This is a genomic window from Halomarina halobia (assembly GCF_029338575.1).
Classification (GTDB): domain Archaea; phylum Halobacteriota; class Halobacteria; order Halobacteriales; family Haloarculaceae; genus Halomarina; species Halomarina halobia.
This window is the reverse complement of record NZ_CP119995.1, coordinates 1-16,223: the sequence shown is the minus strand read 5'-3', so window position 1 is coordinate 16,223 and position 16,223 is coordinate 1. Positions and strand designations below refer to the sequence as shown.

Sequence of the window (16,223 nt, the reverse complement as noted above, 5' to 3'; positions counted from 1 at the left end):
GCGACGCGAGAGCGGCGAGACGACCGCCACCGCATCGCACCGCACCGCACCGTCACCGCCACCGCCGGACGCCCCCCTCCCTCCGGTCGGGGGTAACGCTCAGGCTTCCGGGTCGGGGGGCAAGCCCCCGCTTCCGGCCGCTCCGCGCGGACTGGGACCCGCGCTCCGCTGGTCCTTCGCTGTGCCGGCTGTGGGGGTCGAGCCGGATCCGAATACGTTCGTGATCCGACGGGCGGAACGGTCGTGTTCGTGGGGACCGAACCGCCGGTATGCACAACGACGGTGAGCGGGAGACCGACCGGGATGCTCTCGCCGCGAAGGTGGCCCGAGTCGTCGAGTACAACACGGGCGGGCCACAGCCGGTCAGTATCGAGCCGTTCCGCGTCGGGCAGATCCTGACCCACCGAAACCGCCACTCCCCGGCACAGGTAGACGCGGCGATCGAGCAGGCGCTCGAGCAGGGATTCATCACGACGACCGACAGCGGTGAGCTGGTCTCCGCAGAAGGGATCCGTTAGGCGAGCGGTAGGGTGGGGTAGTTCACTGTCTCCCCTGCAGACTCAGTCGGAGTCAGCCGACTCGCGATCCGCACGGGAGGGCGCCCGCCCGCGCTCCCACGCCCGGACGTCGACGCCTTCGCCTTTGAGGTAGTCGCGAATCTCATCACGCTGCTCACGCATCGCGTCGCGAACCGCCTCGATCTCGGCGTCCGTTACCGGCTCGTGATCCCGTGCCATTGTTCAAATCTCCGTATGTATCCTTCCATGTGCTCAGTTAAGTGGTCTTCGGCGGCATCGAGCGCGACGTTCGCCGGGAGCGGCGGCGTCAGTTCGTGACTGTCGATTTTCTCCCCCTCGCGGTAGACGTCGATATGCAGCCCCTCTTCGGTAACGTCGTGCGTCGCTTCAGCACTCCCGTCGGCGTCGTGATCGTAGCGGACGACCGTCGCCCACTCCTCGCGGTCAGGATCGAGCAGGTACTCAAGTTGCACGACGAACCGCCGCACCTGTCCACGCTCGACGTCGATCCCGAGCCGGCGGCGCACGCGGTACTCGAGCGGCGTCGTGAACGCTTTATCATACTCTCGGGGGGCATCGTCTGGCATCTCACTCGTCGGCGCGGTCTTCGTGTAGACCCTGCTTAGCGAGCCGAGGAGATATTTCCTCGAGTTCTTGCGCAATTGCCTCCCGGGCGGCGTCGACGTGACGAAGTGCCATCCAAAGTTGTCCATCGTCCGGTGGTGCATACACGTCGGACAAATTCACATCCTCGCCGATACGCTTCTCAGCGAGCGCTTCTATGTCCCGAGACGCCAATTCCTCCCGTTGGCCGTGCACACGGTTCAGGTCTTCGAGCGCGTCGAAAAGCCGCTCAACCGCCTCGGCGACATTGTCGTTACCCATCGTCGTCCTCACAGACGGCCTCCCGAAGTTCATCGCCGAGCGTGGGGTGGTGCTCGTCGAGGATGGGGAGGTCAACCTCGCCGATCCGTTCGATCTTGTCTCGAACGCGGGCGACGACACGGTATCGGTAACTGTCCGAGACGTCCGCGTCCCCCGCGAGAATCTCTATCTCACGGTCGGTGAGCAGGGCGCGGTAGGTCTTTTCCGGCATGGCGGACGGGTTCGGTGCTGGCATACATTACTCTATGCGGTTTCCTCCGCGATAAACATTACCCTTTGGAGTATCGCTACTCCAGAGAGTAATCTTTATGTTACTCCACGTAGTAGCTATAGGTAGAGACAGACCGGTCCCTCGGGGCGTTTCACTCGATAGGAGGAAACGCCCGCGCGTCACACCGCGCGGGCTGGGGTGTCTTGCACGGTAACACCCATGACGACACACGAGACTGCGGCAGAAGAACGTACCGACAATGACCTCGACCTGGAGCTTGACCCGCGCGATGTGCGCGCCCTCACGCACTACCTGCTGGTGGTCGAGGACGCCCCCGACCTCTACCTCGTGTACGGCGAGGGCGGCGACGAGTACACGGTCGACGCACGCACCGGCGCGTGCACCTGTCCGGACCACGAGTACCGCGGCGTCACGTGCAAGCACGCCCGCCGGGTGGCCTTCGAGACGGGCGCTCGCGACGTCCCCGCGGACGCCGACCGCGACGCGATGGATCCGCTGCTGGTCGAGGCGCTCGAGGACGTGGACCGAGCGACGGGCGACGACGAGCAGGATCCGGCCGTCGCGACGGACGGCGGGCTCATCGTCGCCGGCGATGACGGCGAGGTCCTCGAGGGCGAGGACGAGGGTGAGGGTGAGTACACGTACCACGTCGAGCCGCCCGCAGAGGGCGGACAGCGCTACGTCCGCTGCGACGGCTGCGGGCGCGAGCTGCTCATGTCACTCGGCGGCCGGAACGCTCTCCTCCACGCGGCCGATTGTCCGACCGAGACCAATGAGGGAGCGTGACATGGGGACGGGGGCGAGCGTGATGTTCAAGGCGTGCGACGCCTGCGGCGAGATCAAGGAGGACGTCCGCCGCGTGCGCGTCGAGGGCGAGACGCTCCGGCGGGCGCTCTGTCCCGACTGTCGCTCGGCCGAACAGTCCTAACGAAAGCGCGGGGGCCGTCCCCCGCCTCTATAGGTATGACCTTTTCTGCGGCGTCACCGACCCTTACTCACAGTCAGCGACGGCCGATCATCCACGCTACAGTGACATTGTAAGTTACCGAATTATCCGGCATAAGCCGGTGCTAACCGGAGCTGCTGGAGACGCAGGACAATACCACTCGGAGCCCGACGACAGCACATCTTGTTACTCAGATACTCACGAAATCACTATACCGGAGGCGTGCTATATACAACCAATTATCAATGAGTTAACGAGCGACGGGGGAGCGTGGCAGCTGCCGCGCTTGCGTACGGATGCCGATGACGCGACGCACCGCGGCCGGTGTGCGTCGTCGAGGCGCGAGACCGGCCCGGTAGCTTCCGAGTCGTGCAGCGCAGACCGGTCCCCCGGGCCAGTCGTCCGGGGGAGGGTGTAACAGTGGCATGCCACTGACGCGGTGATCCTTCAATCCCCACCTGTGTCCGCGCACCTCGCCGCCGCCGGGGCGGGGTGCTGCTTCGTCAGTCGCTCGTGTCGGCCGCTTCAATCGGCGGGAGGGGCCCAAATTTCCCACGCCGTGCCTCTGCGTGACTGGCCGTCCGCCACCAGCGTGTAGCCCTCTGCGGTGTCGTCTCGCTCCTCGTCGCCATAGATGACGTCGAACCCACCGTAGTCGGGGAGATCGGAGTCGATACCGTCGGCGAGTTCGGGCGATTCCAGGGCGTCGATGCGCCGCTCAAGATCGCGTTTGCTGGACATGTGCTTGATTATCTATCACCGGCGGTCTTGGAGTCCTCGGGGGGCTGAGCCGTCGTGCCACGTCGACGTCGCGGGAGGCTCGATCGTGAGACCGGAATCAGAGGTGAATTCGCCCTCTGGCCCGTAGTAGCGGTCGTACTCCGCCGGTGACATCCAGCCACTCGGTGTTTCAGGATCGCCCCCGATCCTGACAACAAAGATCCGTTCCTCGTCGGGGTGGGACGGCTCGAGCGCGTCAAGCCGCCGATCGAGGTCACGTTTCGATCGGCGGGTCACTCCCGATCACCTGGATTGATCCTGTACGTAAACTCGCTCTCCGGCAGGTCGCCGTAGTGGCGCTCGTACTCCGCCGGCGAGAGCCACCCGGTCGGGGCGTCGTCGTCGCCACCGATGATCGCGACGAAGATCCGTTCCTCGTCGGGGTGGGACGGCTCGAGCGTGTCGAGGCGCTTCTCGAGGGTGCGTTTCGATCGGCGCGTCATGCTCCCCCCTCCACGATCGAACGGTCGGAATCGTGGCCGGAGGCGCCGGCGAGCGGACCATACGCTGGATAGTCCGGCGACGCTGCCATGACCGTCCGATCCCAGACGCGATCAACGTGGTCTGCCGTGATGGCCGCTTGCTCGAAGAATGCACGGACACCCTCGTCGCCAAGCGGGACGTCTCCCTCCACCCGACCGTGGAGAAACTCGAGGAACGTCGGTTGCGGGATGTACACCCCCGTCTCGGCTCGGAGATCGTACAACGCGCGGGAGAGCCGGCCGCGGAACTCCGCGATCACCCCGGACGTCATAATGAGGAACCCCGGAGCGTTCCCACGAGCACATTGGGCGTGCCAATCCGTCTGTATTGCAGTGCTGAGAGGGTCGGACACTGAGAGCGGGGTGTATACTAAACAGAGCTCCGGCGTCTGCTCTGACTGGTCTTCGAGCTGGTCGAGGCGCTTCTCGAGGCCGCGTTTCGACCGGCGGGTCACCGCTGGCCCTCCTGCTGTGCTTCGAGGCGCTCGAGGCGGTCGGCCAACACGTCGAGATCGTGGAACTCGGTGATCCACTCGTCGTAGTCCATCGCTGTCTTCGCCGCCTTCCGATACTCTTCGTTATCGAGGAGCCCCCGGATCGCACGGGACACCACGGCCTCGACGGTGAACGCCCGTCGGTCACGATCGACGAGCCGAGCGTGAACGTGGCGGGCGATCCGGGCGAAGTCCTTGCTAATCTGCTGTTGGCTCACGCCGTAGTCCTCGGCGAGTTCCGTCTGGTTGAGTGCGGCGGGGTGGCCCGCCTCTTCGACGAGTTGTAGCAATTCGGCGCGCCGTTCGACGTAACTGTACTCCGTCCGGGCTTTCGAGGGGAGGTCAACGCTCGAATAATCGGGCTCAGTACTACCCTCTACAACTCCGAGCGCCGCAGCAGACGAGGCAGACGAACCGGACGAAGCCGGCGAGGAGGAAGAGGGGGACGCCACGCCGGCTACCCCTCTTCCTCCAAGTCGACCGCCAGGCGGTCGGCCAGTTGCTTTTGCGTTCGTAGCGGATGCGTGTCCCGCAGGCGCGCCGCTGCCTCCTCGTCTCCCGCCGCAACCAGCCGATCATAGATCGCGTTGACCATCAGTTTCCACCGGTTGGCCGGGCGGTCTTCCGCCGGGTCGTGCCGTCCCTGCTTCTCACGGCGGCGCTGGTGCTTGCGCGCCTGTTGTTCCTGCCACTCCTTCTCGAGGTCCATGCGGGATTTGACGTTCGAGAGATCGCGCTCGGTCGGATTCGAGAGCACGGTGACGCGAGGGTGCTTTCGTAGCAGGGCATGGGCAGCATCCGCTTGAGCCGCGGGGAGTTCGAACCGTCGGACGTCCTCGCCTGGGTCGGGCTCGGGGAGTTCGATCAGGCGCTCACCGTCGGGGTCCGTCGGGTCGCCGATCGTGGCGAACGCCGTGGGCGCGCCTAACACGATCACGTCGCTGTCAGCGTCACTACTGTCGGTCTCGGGGGTGTCGGTGGTGGGAGATGCGTCGGTCATGATGGATGGATGGATGAATGGAATGGTACGGCGTGGAGCAGGCCGTCGACTGCGGCGAGTCGGTGCGGCCGGATGAACGGCGGACCCCGCCGCCCATCCGACGATGCTACAAACCACAGAGACGGTATCGGGGGAACACCAGCCCCGTTCGTGCATCCTGCTCGCTCCGGAGGCACGACAGCCGGAGGTCATCACGAGTTCGGGGACTCCGCCCCCGCCCGGTTGGTGTGGGCCAGTAGCCGCCGGATGACGTCCTCGTAGCTGTCGCCCGGGCGCTTCCGGTAGAACAGGGCGTCACGCGTCTCCGGCTGGACGGCGATCGTTGTATGGCTCGAATTCGAGGGCATAGCACTGGACTGAGGGCATCGACGGACGGATGCGGTGTGTTCACTCGTCTATAAGATCTATAGGTACAAGAACCTTCTGATCAGTGTGGTAAATTTACACGTCAATATCGGTGGACAGAACGTCCGTTCTCGGCGAACCACTCAGCACGGGCGCATACGTTTCAGGTGGAGACCGCGGACACCACTCATCAATCGGCGGAGTCCTATCAGACACACGAGAAGTGTAGACGCTGTAGACGGGGGCCCCCCCCTACCTTCTTTATTAGAGCGTATACTACCTCGTTTTCTGCTACTCTATGCGAGTTTAGTGGAGGGACCGTCTACACCGTCCACGCCTCCAGAAAACAGGGTAGAGAACCCACTCATTCTTGTGAATTCGCGTAGACGGTGGTGAGAACTCGAAAAAGTGACCGTCTACACTGTACTGATTTCCGAGGGGAATGTAGACGCTGTAGACGGTCGGAGCTGGAAAGTTCTGAGCAGCGGCGAGACAGCGAGGAAAAGAGCGGTCGGGGTTAGAACCAGCGTTCGTGTTCGTCGCATGCTGCTATGGGGTCTCCTCAGACGTCCCCCGGAGAGACCGCCGGGGGAGCGTGGACAGGATCGACGAGTGCCGTTGCTGGTCGGCGGGGTCGTTTGACCCGGTGGTCACGGGCGTGGTCCGCTGAGTCGGTTGAGTCAATGTGAGTCAATAGGTGGGGGTCGGCATTGACTCAGCAAAACCACAAGACGGCAGTGGAATTGAGACGGGTGAGTCAATTGAGTCAATGTCTCGGCCTACTCTCTGATTATACCCATAGTTAGTAAGCGAGCAAACGCGATTTGATTGACTCAATTGACTCACTCCAACTCACCCCTCCGCAGTGTGGCGATTTTGTGAGTCAATGTACCATTCCTGACATTGACTCAGATTGACTCAATTGACTCACCTCGCTTCTCATGACTGTTGGTCGTGGGTACATCATGCGCGCCGCGCGCTTCGGCACTCGCCGTCGGCATCCTCCTCACTGTGAGCACCGTCCGATGTCCACTTCCCAGCTCGTTCTGTCGGCGTCTGGTCGGCGCTCCCTCAGCCTCCGTCAGTTCGGTGAAGGAGTACGCCGAGGGCGTCGGTAGGAGGGGCGTCCTTCAGTCTCCGTCAGTTCGGTGAGGGACGCGTCGCTGGTCGGCTCCCGTCCGCCACCAGGTGACGCTCTCGGCCTACTCGGACGGAGGTCTCGTTGCGCGCGCGGGCGAAGCTACGACGAACGTCTGGATGGGCGTCGAGGCAGCCGCGAGGCTGTCGTCGTGGTCGTCGCCGCTGACACCTGCCTGACTGGCTTCCCAGTGTGTGGGAAGCTCCGCCGGTTACGGCAGGGTGGATGTCACTCGACGGACTCTCGCCCTCGACGGACGCCGTGGCGTCCGCGTCCCCCCGTCGAGGAGGACGAGGGGGGAGGTCAAGCCGGCTACACTACTTCGTAGACGCCCGTTTCTGGTTCTTGAAGCACGCCCGTGGTGAGCGCCGTGGCGAGCGCGGTCTCTGCCGTCTCGGGGTCCATCCCCCGCCACTGCGTGGCCTTCGCCAGCAACTCCCCTCGTGGGAGCCGACCGTCCGATCCGGCCTGCTCGATAAGTTCGCGAAGACGGACGGCGTCGGCACGCGTCGACGTCGCATCGTCAGGGACCGCACTCGACGCGTCAGGCGATTCTGGAGGGGTCTCCTCCCCGGTCGTACCCCCGGCGTCAGGCGTGTCGGAGGCGGTCGCGCCCCCGTCCGTAACCGCCTGATCAGTCGCGTCGGTACTCTCTGCGAGATCGGCGTTCGCGCCGCGGTCACCTCGCTCAGTCGTCCCGACGCCCTGCTGAATCTCGGCCACCTCGGTCGCGTATTCGCTGAAGGTGAGTTGTGGGCCGTACTTGTCGTGAATCTCTAATTTCGTCCCACTAATCCGGTAGCACTTGCCCGCCTCGAGGCCGGCCAGCTCCGCGACGCCGGCGAAGTCGATGACGTCCACCATGTCGGTCGCATCACGGACCGTCCCCGAGTAGGCCGGGCCGCGTTCGGCGGTGTTTTCCTCGAAGCCGAGCACTTCGACGGTGACCGTCGTATAGCCGTCCGCGACCGAGAGATCGGCGAGCGGCGTCTCGTCGTGCACCGTCGACCGCTCAGTTGGCTGACCGTCGCCGTCCCCGTCCCCGTCCCCGTCAGCGTCGTCATCACGGTCGGTGTCGTCGACGTCAGCCATATCGTCGAACGGGAGGGTGACCTGGTGGGCCATCGTCGGCGGGATGTGCTGTGCCCCTTCGGAGGTCAGCGTCGCCGCGCGAAGCGTCCGGATCTGCTCGCCGTCGACGCGGGGGCGGTACTCGTCGACGGTGAAGGTGGTCTGGCCGAGGACGCGCCAGAAGACGCGCTGATCACGGGGAGCGAAGTCGTTCGCCTCACAGAACCGAACGTAGGTCTGATAGACGACCGCTTTGGGGAGTTCGTACCCTCGCTGATTGTCGAGACACTCCACGCGAAACTGCTTAATCGGGTCGGAGAACTTCTCGTAGTATTCGAGGCGCTCCTCGCCCGTCTCGGGAAGACTCACGTCGCCGTGCTCGCGGAGGCGGTCGAGGCCGTCGAGCGCCGCGTTCAGCAAGCCGGAGAGTTCCTCGTCGGTCGTCATCGACTCGACGAAGCCCTCTTTCTTCGCGTCCGGATTGCCGTCGTCCGCCTCCGTGGTGAAGTTGTACGGGAGGTGTACCGGGACGATGCGGCGCTGAATCGAGTGAAGCCGTTCGCCGAACGCCGGCGGCTGGTTCACCCCGAACATGAGGGTCGCTGTGTTCCGGAACGAAAAGCCCTGCTCGCCCTTCCGCTCGGCCATGATCCGGTCGCCACCGGTGAGCGCCTTCAGCTTGCTCACGTCGGTCACCTTCGCACCGGACATGTCCGCCGCCATGTTCGCGAGCTTCCCGTAGAGGTCGGCCGTCGCAAAGCGGTTCTCGGCGAGCGACTGGAGTTCGTGCTCCGCGACGTTATCCGCGCCGAGGAGGTCAGTGACCACGTTGAAGAACGTCGTCTTGCCGTTCGAGCCCTTGCCGAAGAGGATGAGGAACTTCTCGTAGTCGTAGCGCGGCCACAGCGCATGTCCGACCATCTCGAGCATCGTCCGCTTGTCCTCCTCGCGCTTCGTGATGTCGTCGAGGAAGGCGTCCACGGTAGGACAGGCCGCGTCAGGGTCGTACGCGGCCGCGATCCGGCGCGTAAACAGGTACGCCGGCGAGTGGTCGGCGAGCTCGCGCGTCTCTAAGTTGAGCACGCCGTTCGCCACGCAGAGCAGCGGCGCGTCCGCCGCGCCGGCATTGAATTCGTCGCGCGTGTGGCGACAGGTCGCCTTCAGCTGGTCGACGATTTCGTTTCGCTCGTGCCGGCTGTAGTGCGGGCCGAGGTTCGCCTTCAGTATGTCCGAGACGTACGTTTCCCCGTTGCGGACGAAGACGCCCGTCTCGGCGTCGTAGTAGTGGAGATGGTCGGTGTCTCGCGGCGTCGCGAAGGCGTGATCGGCGAGGAGGAGGTCGACCGCCTCACTCCTGGCGTACTTGTTCTCACAGCCAGGGACGTTCGAAGGCTTCGCGTAGACGCCGCGCACGTGCTCCCATGACGAGGCTCCATCGTCATCGGCAGCATCGGATTCGCCGTCCGTCTCGGCGTCTCGTGCCGTCTCACCAACGATCGCGGGCGGAGTCGGCGCGGTCTGGCTTCCCGGTGAGTAGAACTCCGTCACGCCGGAGAGGGCTTCGTCGATCGTTCCCTCGCCGTAGGTCGTGCCGTCGGCGTAATGGGGCTCGTCCCACTTCGCCCGCATCCGGCCGGAGTTCCGAACGATGCGGTCCATCTGGTGGCGGTCCCCGCCGGTCCAGAACGCGAGCATCGAACAGAAGGCGAGGTCAGCACGACTCGTGTCATTGCTGTGCATCGAGTCGTCGCCACGGTACAGCCGTGAGAACTTCTCGCCGTTCTCGGCGGCGCGCGCCTTCTCCAGGAGTTCCTCGTCGTCGAGGTCGAGGTCCGGCGGCGGTGCCGTCGAACCCGTCGCCGCCGATTCTGATTCGCCAGCAGCCATGTACTCGGCGTACAGGTCTTTGACCACGCCGTTGCGCTGCTCGACGGCCGGCGAGACGTCGAACTCGGTCGCCTGCTCGCCGGTCACCGTGAAGAACCGGCCGTCATCGTACAGTTCCAGCTCACTCGACTCGAACGCCTCGAGCGTCGAGTCCTGGGGACCTTGTTCCGGTCGCCCGGGTGGAATCCGACGACGTAGACGTGATAGCCAGTCCCCGACGGGGAGACCTCCGTATACGAATCGAGGCGCTCGATGACGTCACGCGCCCACGGTTCGACCTCCCTCGTGTCGGGGTCACGGACGTCGTCGAGGTCGACGCCCGCAACGATGTCGTCCCGGGCGAACACGAAGCCGACGCCGTCCGTCCGCTCACGACCGTCGCGGTGGTACGCTACGGCCGTCTCGAATGAGCGCCAGGTGTCGGGATCCGTCGACGCGGCGTACGGGTGGTCCGCCTCGCCGTCAGCACGCTCGTCGTAGGGTTTGATCGGAACCTTCGTCTCCTCCCCGTCGCGATGCTCGATCCGCCAGCACACCCACTGCGCGCGCTGTCGGAGCCGCTCCGGGACCGCCTCGAACACGGTCACGCCGACCACCCGCAGTCGCTGAGGCGCTCGGGGACAGCGGCGGGTCGGAACGCGAGCGGTGGCCGGCCGTCACCCCTCACTGTGACCACCCGAAACGCCGATGAAGCGTTTTGATCGCGTCGTCACGCTCGCCGGCAGTGTCGCCGCTCCCGGTCATCGGACCACCCCACACGGCGTCTGCGTCCCCGCGTGCACATCAGGCCCCACGCCGAGCGTCTCTTGCTGGTAGTTATGTAAGGCCGTCCGAGAGAAACGCGGTGTGCGGGGCGTCGAGGCGGTGGCCGACGACACGACACGCGACGCGAGAGCGGCGAGACGACCGCCACCGCATCGCACCGCACCGCACCGTCACCGCCACCGCCGGACGCCCCCCTCCCTCCGGTCGGGGGTAACGCTCAGGCTTCCGGGTCGGGGGGCAAGCCCCCGCTTCCGGCCGCTCCGCGCGGACTGGGACCCGCGCTCCGCTGGTCCTTCGCTGTGCCGGCTGTGGGGGTCGAGCCGGATCCGAATACGTTCGTGATCCGACGGGCGGAACGGTCGTGTTCGTGGGGACCGAACCGCCGGTATGCACAACGACGGTGAGCGGGAGACCGACCGGGATGCTCTCGCCGCGAAGGTGGCCCGAGTCGTCGAGTACAACACGGGCGGGCCACAGCCGGTCAGTATCGAGCCGTTCCGCGTCGGGCAGATCCTGACCCACCGAAACCGCCACTCCCCGGCACAGGTAGACGCGGCGATCGAGCAGGCGCTCGAGCAGGGATTCATCACGACGACCGACAGCGGTGAGCTGGTCTCCGCAGAAGGGATCCGTTAGGCGAGCGGTAGGGTGGGGTAGTTCACTGTCTCCCCTGCAGACTCAGTCGGAGTCAGCCGACTCGCGATCCGCACGGGAGGGCGCCCGCCCGCGCTCCCACGCCCGGACGTCGACGCCTTCGCCTTTGAGGTAGTCGCGAATCTCATCACGCTGCTCACGCATCGCGTCGCGAACCGCCTCGATCTCGGCGTCCGTTACCGGCTCGTGATCCCGTGCCATTGTTCAAATCTCCGTATGTATCCTTCCATGTGCTCAGTTAAGTGGTCTTCGGCGGCATCGAGCGCGACGTTCGCCGGGAGCGGCGGCGTCAGTTCGTGACTGTCGATTTTCTCCCCTCGCGGTAGACGTCGATATGCAGCCCCTCTTCGGTAACGTCGTGCGTCGCTTCAGCACTCCCGTCGGCGTCGTGATCGTAGCGGACGACCGTCGCCCACTCCTCGCGGTCAGGATCGAGCAGGTACTCAAGTTGCACGACGAACCGCCGCACCTGTCCACGCTCGACGTCGATCCCGAGCCGGCGGCGCACGCGGTACTCGAGCGGCGTCGTGAACGCTTTATCATACTCTCGGGGGGCATCGTCTGGCATCTCACTCGTCGGCGCGGTCTTCGTGTAGACCCTGCTTAGCGAGCCGAGGAGATATTTCCTCGAGTTCTTGCGCAATTGCCTCCCGGGCGGCGTCGACGTGACGAAGTGCCATCCAAAGTTGTCCATCGTCCGGTGGTGCATACACGTCGGACAAATTCACATCCTCGCCGATACGCTTCTCAGCGAGCGCTTCTATGTCCCGAGACGCCAATTCCTCCCGTTGGCCGTGCACACGGTTCAGGTCTTCGAGCGCGTCGAAAAGCCGCTCAACCGCCTCGGCGACATTGTCGTTACCCATCGTCGTCCTCACAGACGGCCTCCCGAAGTTCATCGCCGAGCGTGGGGTGGTGCTCGTCGAGGATGGGGAGGTCAACCTCGCCGATCCGTTCGATCTTGTCTCGAACGCGGGCGACGACACGGTATCGGTAACTGTCCGAGACGTCCGCGTCCCCCGCGAGAATCTCTATCTCACGGTCGGTGAGCAGGGCGCGGTAGGTCTTTTCCGGCATGGCGGACGGGTTCGGTGCTGGCATACATTACTCTATGCGGTTTCCTCCGCGATAAACATTACCCTTTGGAGTATCGCTACTCCAGAGAGTAATCTTTATGTTACTCCACGTAGTAGCTATAGGTAGAGACAGACCGGTCCCTCGGGGCGTTTCACTCGATAGGAGGAAACGCCCGCGCGTCACACCGCGCGGGCTGGGGTGTCTTGCACGGTAACACCCATGACGACACACGAGACTGCGGCAGAAGAACGTACCGACAATGACCTCGACCTGGAGCTTGACCCGCGCGATGTGCGCGCCCTCACGCACTACCTGCTGGTGGTCGAGGACGCCCCCGACCTCTACCTCGTGTACGGCGAGGGCGGCGACGAGTACACGGTCGACGCACGCACCGGCGCGTGCACCTGTCCGGACCACGAGTACCGCGGCGTCACGTGCAAGCACGCCCGCCGGGTGGCCTTCGAGACGGGCGCTCGCGACGTCCCCGCGGACGCCGACCGCGACGCGATGGATCCGCTGCTGGTCGAGGCGCTCGAGGACGTGGACCGAGCGACGGGCGACGACGAGCAGGATCCGGCCGTCGCGACGGACGGCGGGCTCATCGTCGCCGGCGATGACGGCGAGGTCCTCGAGGGCGAGGACGAGGGTGAGGGTGAGTACACGTACCACGTCGAGCCGCCCGCAGAGGGCGGACAGCGCTACGTCCGCTGCGACGGCTGCGGGCGCGAGCTGCTCATGTCACTCGGCGGCCGGAACGCTCTCCTCCACGCGGCCGATTGTCCGACCGAGACCAATGAGGGAGCGTGACATGGGGACGGGGGCGAGCGTGATGTTCAAGGCGTGCGACGCCTGCGGCGAGATCAAGGAGGACGTCCGCCGCGTGCGCGTCGAGGGCGAGACGCTCCGGCGGGCGCTCTGTCCCGACTGTCGCTCGGCCGAACAGTCCTAACGAAAGCGCGGGGGCCGTCCCCCCGCCTCTATAGGTATGACCTTTTCTGCGGCGTCACCGACCCTTACTCACAGTCAGCGACGGCCGATCATCCACGCTACAGTGACATTGTAAGTTACCGAATTATCCGGCATAAGCCGGTGCTAACCGGAGCTGCTGGAGACGCAGGACAATACCACTCGGAGCCCGACGACAGCACATCTTGTTACTCAGATACTCACGAAATCACTATACCGGAGGCGTGCTATATACAACCAATTATCAATGAGTTAACGAGCGACGGGGGAGCGTGGCAGCTGCCGCGCTTGCGTACGGATGCCGATGACGCGACGCACCGCGGCCGGTGTGCGTCGTCGAGGCGCGAGACCGGCCCGGTAGCTTCCGAGTCGTGCAGCGCAGACCGGTCCCCCGGGCCAGTCGTCCGGGGGAGGGTGTAACAGTGGCATGCCACTGACGCGGTGATCCTTCAATCCCCACCTGTGTCCGCGCACCTCGCCGCCGCCGGGGCGGGGTGCTGCTTCGTCAGTCGCTCGTGTCGGCCGCTTCAATCGGCGGGAGGGGCCCAAATTTCCCACGCCGTGCCTCTGCGTGACTGGCCGTCCGCCACCAGCGTGTAGCCCTCTGCGGTGTCGTCTCGCTCCTCGTCGCCATAGATGACGTCGAACCCACCGTAGTCGGGGAGATCGGAGTCGATACCGTCGGCGAGTTCGGGCGATTCCAGGGCGTCGATGCGCCGCTCAAGATCGCGTTTGCTGGACATGTGCTTGATTATCTATCACCGGCGGTCTTGGAGTCCTCGGGGGGCTGAGCCGTCGTGCCACGTCGACGTCGCGGGAGGCTCGATCGTGAGACCGGAATCAGAGGTGAATTCGCCCTCTGGCCCGTAGTAGCGGTCGTACTCCGCCGGTGACATCCAGCCACTCGGTGTTTCAGGATCGCCCCCGATCCTGACAACAAAGATCCGTTCCTCGTCGGGGTGGGACGGCTCGAGCGCGTCAAGCCGCCGATCGAGGTCACGTTTCGATCGGCGGGTCACTCCCGATCACCTGGATTGATCCTGTACGTAAACTCGCTCTCCGGCAGGTCGCCGTAGTGGCGCTCGTACTCCGCCGGCGAGAGCCACCCGGTCGGGGCGTCGTCGTCGCCACCGATGATCGCGACGAAGATCCGTTCCTCGTCGGGGTGGGACGGCTCGAGCGTGTCGAGGCGCTTCTCGAGGGTGCGTTTCGATCGGCGCGTCATGCTCCCCTCCACGATCGAACGGTCGGAATCGTGGCCGGAGGCGCCGGCGAGCGGACCATACGCTGGATAGTCCGGCGACGCTGCCATGACCGTCCGATCCCAGACGCGATCAACGTGGTCTGCCGTGATGGCCGCTTGCTCGAAGAATGCACGGACACCCTCGTCGCCAAGCGGGACGTCTCCCTCCACCCGACCGTGGAGAAACTCGAGGAACGTCGGTTGCGGGATGTACACCCCCGTCTCGGCTCGGAGATCGTACAACGCGCGGGAGAGCCGGCCGCGGAACTCCGCGATCACCCCGGACGTCATAATGAGGAACCCCGGAGCGTTCCCACGAGCACATTGGGCGTGCCAATCCGTCTGTATTGCAGTGCTGAGAGGGTCGGACACTGAGAGCGGGGTGTATACTAAACAGAGCTCCGGCGTCTGCTCTGACTGGTCTTCGAGCTGGTCGAGGCGCTTCTCGAGGCCGCGTTTCGACCGGCGGGTCACCGCTGGCCCTCCTGCTGTGCTTCGAGGCGCTCGAGGCGGTCGGCCAACACGTCGAGATCGTGGAACTCGGTGATCCACTCGTCGTAGTCCATCGCTGTCTTCGCCGCCTTCCGATACTCTTCGTTATCGAGGAGCCCCGGATCGCACGGGACACCACGGCCTCGACGGTGAACGCCCGTCGGTCACGATCGACGAGCCGAGCGTGAACGTGGCGGGCGATCCGGGCGAAGTCCTTGCTAATCTGCTGTTGGCTCACGCCGTAGTCCTCGGCGAGTTCCGTCTGGTTGAGTGCGGCGGGGTGGCCCGCCTCTTCGACGAGTTGTAGCAATTCGGCGCGCCGTTCGACGTAACTGTACTCCGTCCGGGCTTTCGAGGGGAGGTCAACGCTCGAATAATCGGGCTCAGTACTACCCTCTACAACTCCGAGCGCCGCAGCAGACGAGGCAGACGAACCGGACGAAGCCGGCGAGGAGGAAGAGGGGGACGCCACGCCGGCTACCCCTCTTCCTCCAAGTCGACCGCCAGGCGGTCGGCCAGTTGCTTTTGCGTTCGTAGCGGATGCGTGTCCCGCAGGCGCGCCGCTGCCTCCTCGTCTCCCGCCGCAACCAGCCGATCATAGATCGCGTTGACCATCAGTTTCCACCGGTTGGCCGGGCGGTCTTCCGCCGGGTCGTGCCGTCCCTGCTTCTCACGGCGGCGCTGGTGCTTGCGCGCCTGTTGTTCCTGCCACTCCTTCTCGAGGTCCATGCGGGATTTGACGTTCGAGAGATCGCGCTCGGTCGGATTCGAGAGCACGGTGACGCGAGGGTGCTTTCGTAGCAGGGCATGGGCAGCATCCGCTTGAGCCGCGGGGAGTTCGAACCGTCGGACGTCCTCGCCTGGGTCGGGCTCGGGGAGTTCGATCAGGCGCTCACCGTCGGGGTCCGTCGGGTCGCCGATCGTGGCGAACGCCGTGGGCGCGCCTAACACGATCACGTCGCTGTCAGCGTCACTACTGTCGGTCTCGGGGGTGTCGGTGGTGGGAGATGCGTCGGTCATGATGGATGGATGGATGAATGGAATGGTACGGCGTGGAGCAGGCCGTCGACTGCGGCGAGTCGGTGCGGCCGGATGAACGGCGGACCCCGCCGCCCATCCGACGATGCTACAAACCACAGAGACGGTATCGGGGAACACCAGCCCCGTTCGTGCATCCTGCTCGCTCCGGAGGCACGACAGCCGGAGGTCATCACGAGTTCGGGGACTCCGCCCCCGCCCGGTTGGTGT

24 protein-coding genes and 1 pseudogene are annotated in these 16,223 nt (G+C 64.9%); 6 read left to right on the top strand and 19 right to left on the bottom strand.

Annotated elements, in window-relative coordinates; genetic code table 11:
- Positions 1 to 269 precede the first annotated feature (269 nt).
- The gene (locus P1K31_RS21595; RefSeq protein WP_276306853.1) at positions 270 to 518 is read left to right on the top strand and encodes a hypothetical protein; all 249 of its coding nucleotides are present in this window, start codon (positions 270 to 272) and stop codon (positions 516 to 518) included.
- Between the two features lie 42 nt (positions 519 to 560).
- Here P1K31_RS21595 and P1K31_RS21590 read toward each other — a convergent pair whose 3' ends face one another.
- Genes P1K31_RS21590 through P1K31_RS21575 form a run of 4 tightly spaced genes read right to left on the bottom strand, consistent with a single transcriptional unit; the run spans position 561 to position 1,638 of the window.
- On the bottom strand, positions 561 to 737 hold the full coding sequence (locus P1K31_RS21590) for a hypothetical protein (protein ID WP_276306852.1): 177 nt from the start codon (positions 735 to 737) through the stop codon (positions 561 to 563).
- On the bottom strand, positions 713 to 1,105 hold the full coding sequence (locus P1K31_RS21585) for a DUF7718 family protein (RefSeq protein ID WP_276306851.1): 393 nt from the start codon (positions 1,103 to 1,105) through the stop codon (positions 713 to 715). The genes P1K31_RS21590 and P1K31_RS21585 overlap by 25 nt, the downstream gene beginning before the upstream one ends.
- 1 nt (position 1,106) lies before the next feature.
- Positions 1,107 to 1,403 carry a hypothetical protein gene (locus P1K31_RS21580; protein ID WP_276306850.1) on the bottom strand — a complete coding sequence of 99 codons (297 nt, stop codon included), beginning with the start codon at positions 1,401 to 1,403 and terminating at the stop codon, positions 1,107 to 1,109.
- Positions 1,396 to 1,638, bottom strand: coding sequence for a hypothetical protein (locus tag P1K31_RS21575; RefSeq protein WP_276306849.1), 243 nt, complete (start codon positions 1,636 to 1,638; stop codon positions 1,396 to 1,398). The genes P1K31_RS21580 and P1K31_RS21575 overlap by 8 nt, the downstream gene beginning before the upstream one ends.
- A gap of 195 nt (positions 1,639 to 1,833) precedes the next feature.
- Between P1K31_RS21575 and P1K31_RS21570 the strand changes: the two genes are divergently transcribed.
- Both P1K31_RS21570 and P1K31_RS21565 read left to right on the top strand, forming a co-directional pair.
- Entirely contained in the window at positions 1,834 to 2,421 is a 588-nt protein-coding gene (locus P1K31_RS21570; RefSeq protein WP_276306848.1) for a DUF8118 domain-containing protein, read from the top strand.
- On the top strand, positions 2,408 to 2,563 hold the full coding sequence (locus tag P1K31_RS21565; protein WP_276306847.1) for a hypothetical protein: 156 nt from the start codon (positions 2,408 to 2,410) through the stop codon (positions 2,561 to 2,563). The genes P1K31_RS21570 and P1K31_RS21565 overlap by 14 nt, the downstream gene beginning before the upstream one ends.
- Before the next feature lie 543 nt (positions 2,564 to 3,106).
- Here the strand turns inward: P1K31_RS21565 and P1K31_RS21560 are convergent.
- The 8 genes from P1K31_RS21560 to P1K31_RS21525 all read right to left on the bottom strand — a co-directional run bounded on the left by P1K31_RS21560 (position 3,107) and on the right by P1K31_RS21525 (position 10,365).
- Positions 3,107 to 3,322, bottom strand: coding sequence for a hypothetical protein (locus P1K31_RS21560; RefSeq protein WP_276306846.1), 216 nt, complete (start codon positions 3,320 to 3,322; stop codon positions 3,107 to 3,109).
- Positions 3,323 to 3,594: 272 nt separating this feature from the next.
- On the bottom strand, positions 3,595 to 3,804 hold the full coding sequence (locus P1K31_RS21555; protein ID WP_276306845.1) for a hypothetical protein: 210 nt from the start codon (positions 3,802 to 3,804) through the stop codon (positions 3,595 to 3,597).
- Positions 3,801 to 4,298, bottom strand: a complete 498-nt coding sequence (locus P1K31_RS21550; protein ID WP_276305544.1) for a hypothetical protein — start codon at positions 4,296 to 4,298, stop codon at positions 3,801 to 3,803. The genes P1K31_RS21555 and P1K31_RS21550 overlap by 4 nt, the downstream gene beginning before the upstream one ends.
- On the bottom strand, positions 4,295 to 4,627 hold the full coding sequence (locus P1K31_RS21545) for a hypothetical protein (RefSeq protein WP_276305545.1): 333 nt from the start codon (positions 4,625 to 4,627) through the stop codon (positions 4,295 to 4,297). Before P1K31_RS21545 ends, P1K31_RS21550 begins: the two co-directional genes overlap by 4 nt.
- Before the next feature lie 167 nt (positions 4,628 to 4,794).
- Positions 4,795 to 5,337: a hypothetical protein gene (locus tag P1K31_RS21540; protein WP_276306862.1), complete on the bottom strand. Its 543-nt coding sequence runs from the start codon at positions 5,335 to 5,337 to the stop codon at positions 4,795 to 4,797.
- 191 nt (positions 5,338 to 5,528) lie between these two features.
- Complete coding sequence (locus tag P1K31_RS21535; RefSeq protein WP_276306861.1) at positions 5,529 to 5,684, bottom strand: hypothetical protein; 156 nt, start codon at positions 5,682 to 5,684, stop codon at positions 5,529 to 5,531.
- Positions 5,685 to 7,132: 1,448 nt separating this feature from the next.
- A complete protein-coding gene (locus P1K31_RS21530) occupies positions 7,133 to 9,865 on the bottom strand; it encodes a phage/plasmid primase, P4 family (RefSeq protein ID WP_276306866.1) in 2,733 nt (910 codons plus the stop codon).
- Entirely contained in the window at positions 9,862 to 10,365 is a 504-nt protein-coding gene (locus tag P1K31_RS21525) for a hypothetical protein (RefSeq protein ID WP_276306865.1), read from the bottom strand. Before P1K31_RS21525 ends, P1K31_RS21530 begins: the two co-directional genes overlap by 4 nt.
- A 565-nt stretch (positions 10,366 to 10,930) precedes the next feature.
- Here P1K31_RS21525 and P1K31_RS21520 point away from each other — a divergent pair.
- The gene (locus P1K31_RS21520) at positions 10,931 to 11,179 is read left to right on the top strand and encodes a hypothetical protein (RefSeq protein WP_276306853.1); all 249 of its coding nucleotides are present in this window, start codon (positions 10,931 to 10,933) and stop codon (positions 11,177 to 11,179) included.
- A gap of 42 nt (positions 11,180 to 11,221) precedes the next feature.
- On the opposite strand, the gene P1K31_RS21515 is transcribed toward P1K31_RS21520, so the two are convergent.
- From P1K31_RS21515 to P1K31_RS21500, 4 genes and pseudogenes are all read right to left on the bottom strand, one after another.
- Positions 11,222 to 11,398 carry a hypothetical protein gene (locus P1K31_RS21515; RefSeq protein WP_276306852.1) on the bottom strand — a complete coding sequence of 59 codons (177 nt, stop codon included), beginning with the start codon at positions 11,396 to 11,398 and terminating at the stop codon, positions 11,222 to 11,224.
- Positions 11,374 to 11,765: pseudogene (locus P1K31_RS21510) on the bottom strand (DUF7718 family protein). Before P1K31_RS21510 ends, P1K31_RS21515 begins: the two are co-directional and overlap by 25 nt.
- Before the next feature lies 1 nt (position 11,766).
- Entirely contained in the window at positions 11,767 to 12,063 is a 297-nt protein-coding gene (locus P1K31_RS21505; RefSeq protein ID WP_276306850.1) for a hypothetical protein, read from the bottom strand.
- On the bottom strand, positions 12,056 to 12,298 hold the full coding sequence (locus tag P1K31_RS21500) for a hypothetical protein (RefSeq protein ID WP_276306849.1): 243 nt from the start codon (positions 12,296 to 12,298) through the stop codon (positions 12,056 to 12,058). The genes P1K31_RS21505 and P1K31_RS21500 overlap by 8 nt, the downstream gene beginning before the upstream one ends.
- 195 nt (positions 12,299 to 12,493) lie before the next feature.
- Here P1K31_RS21500 and P1K31_RS21495 point away from each other — a divergent pair, with 195 nt between their 5' ends.
- Positions 12,494 to 13,081, top strand: a complete 588-nt coding sequence (locus P1K31_RS21495; RefSeq protein ID WP_276306848.1) for a DUF8118 domain-containing protein — start codon at positions 12,494 to 12,496, stop codon at positions 13,079 to 13,081.
- The gene (locus P1K31_RS21490) at positions 13,068 to 13,223 is read left to right on the top strand and encodes a hypothetical protein (RefSeq protein ID WP_276306847.1); all 156 of its coding nucleotides are present in this window, start codon (positions 13,068 to 13,070) and stop codon (positions 13,221 to 13,223) included. The genes P1K31_RS21495 and P1K31_RS21490 overlap by 14 nt, the downstream gene beginning before the upstream one ends.
- Positions 13,224 to 13,767: 544 nt before the next feature.
- Here P1K31_RS21490 and P1K31_RS21485 read toward each other — a convergent pair.
- The 3 genes from P1K31_RS21485 to P1K31_RS21475 all read right to left on the bottom strand — a co-directional run bounded on the left by P1K31_RS21485 (position 13,768) and on the right by P1K31_RS21475 (position 15,995).
- Entirely contained in the window at positions 13,768 to 13,983 is a 216-nt protein-coding gene (locus P1K31_RS21485; protein ID WP_276306846.1) for a hypothetical protein, read from the bottom strand.
- A gap of 272 nt (positions 13,984 to 14,255) precedes the next feature.
- Positions 14,256 to 14,957 (bottom strand): hypothetical protein, encoded by a 702-nt coding sequence (locus P1K31_RS21480; protein WP_276306863.1) that lies wholly within the window; start codon positions 14,955 to 14,957, stop codon positions 14,256 to 14,258.
- A gap of 495 nt (positions 14,958 to 15,452) precedes the next feature.
- Positions 15,453 to 15,995: a hypothetical protein gene (locus P1K31_RS21475; RefSeq protein ID WP_276306862.1), complete on the bottom strand. Its 543-nt coding sequence runs from the start codon at positions 15,993 to 15,995 to the stop codon at positions 15,453 to 15,455.
- Positions 15,996 to 16,223 lie beyond the last annotated feature (228 nt).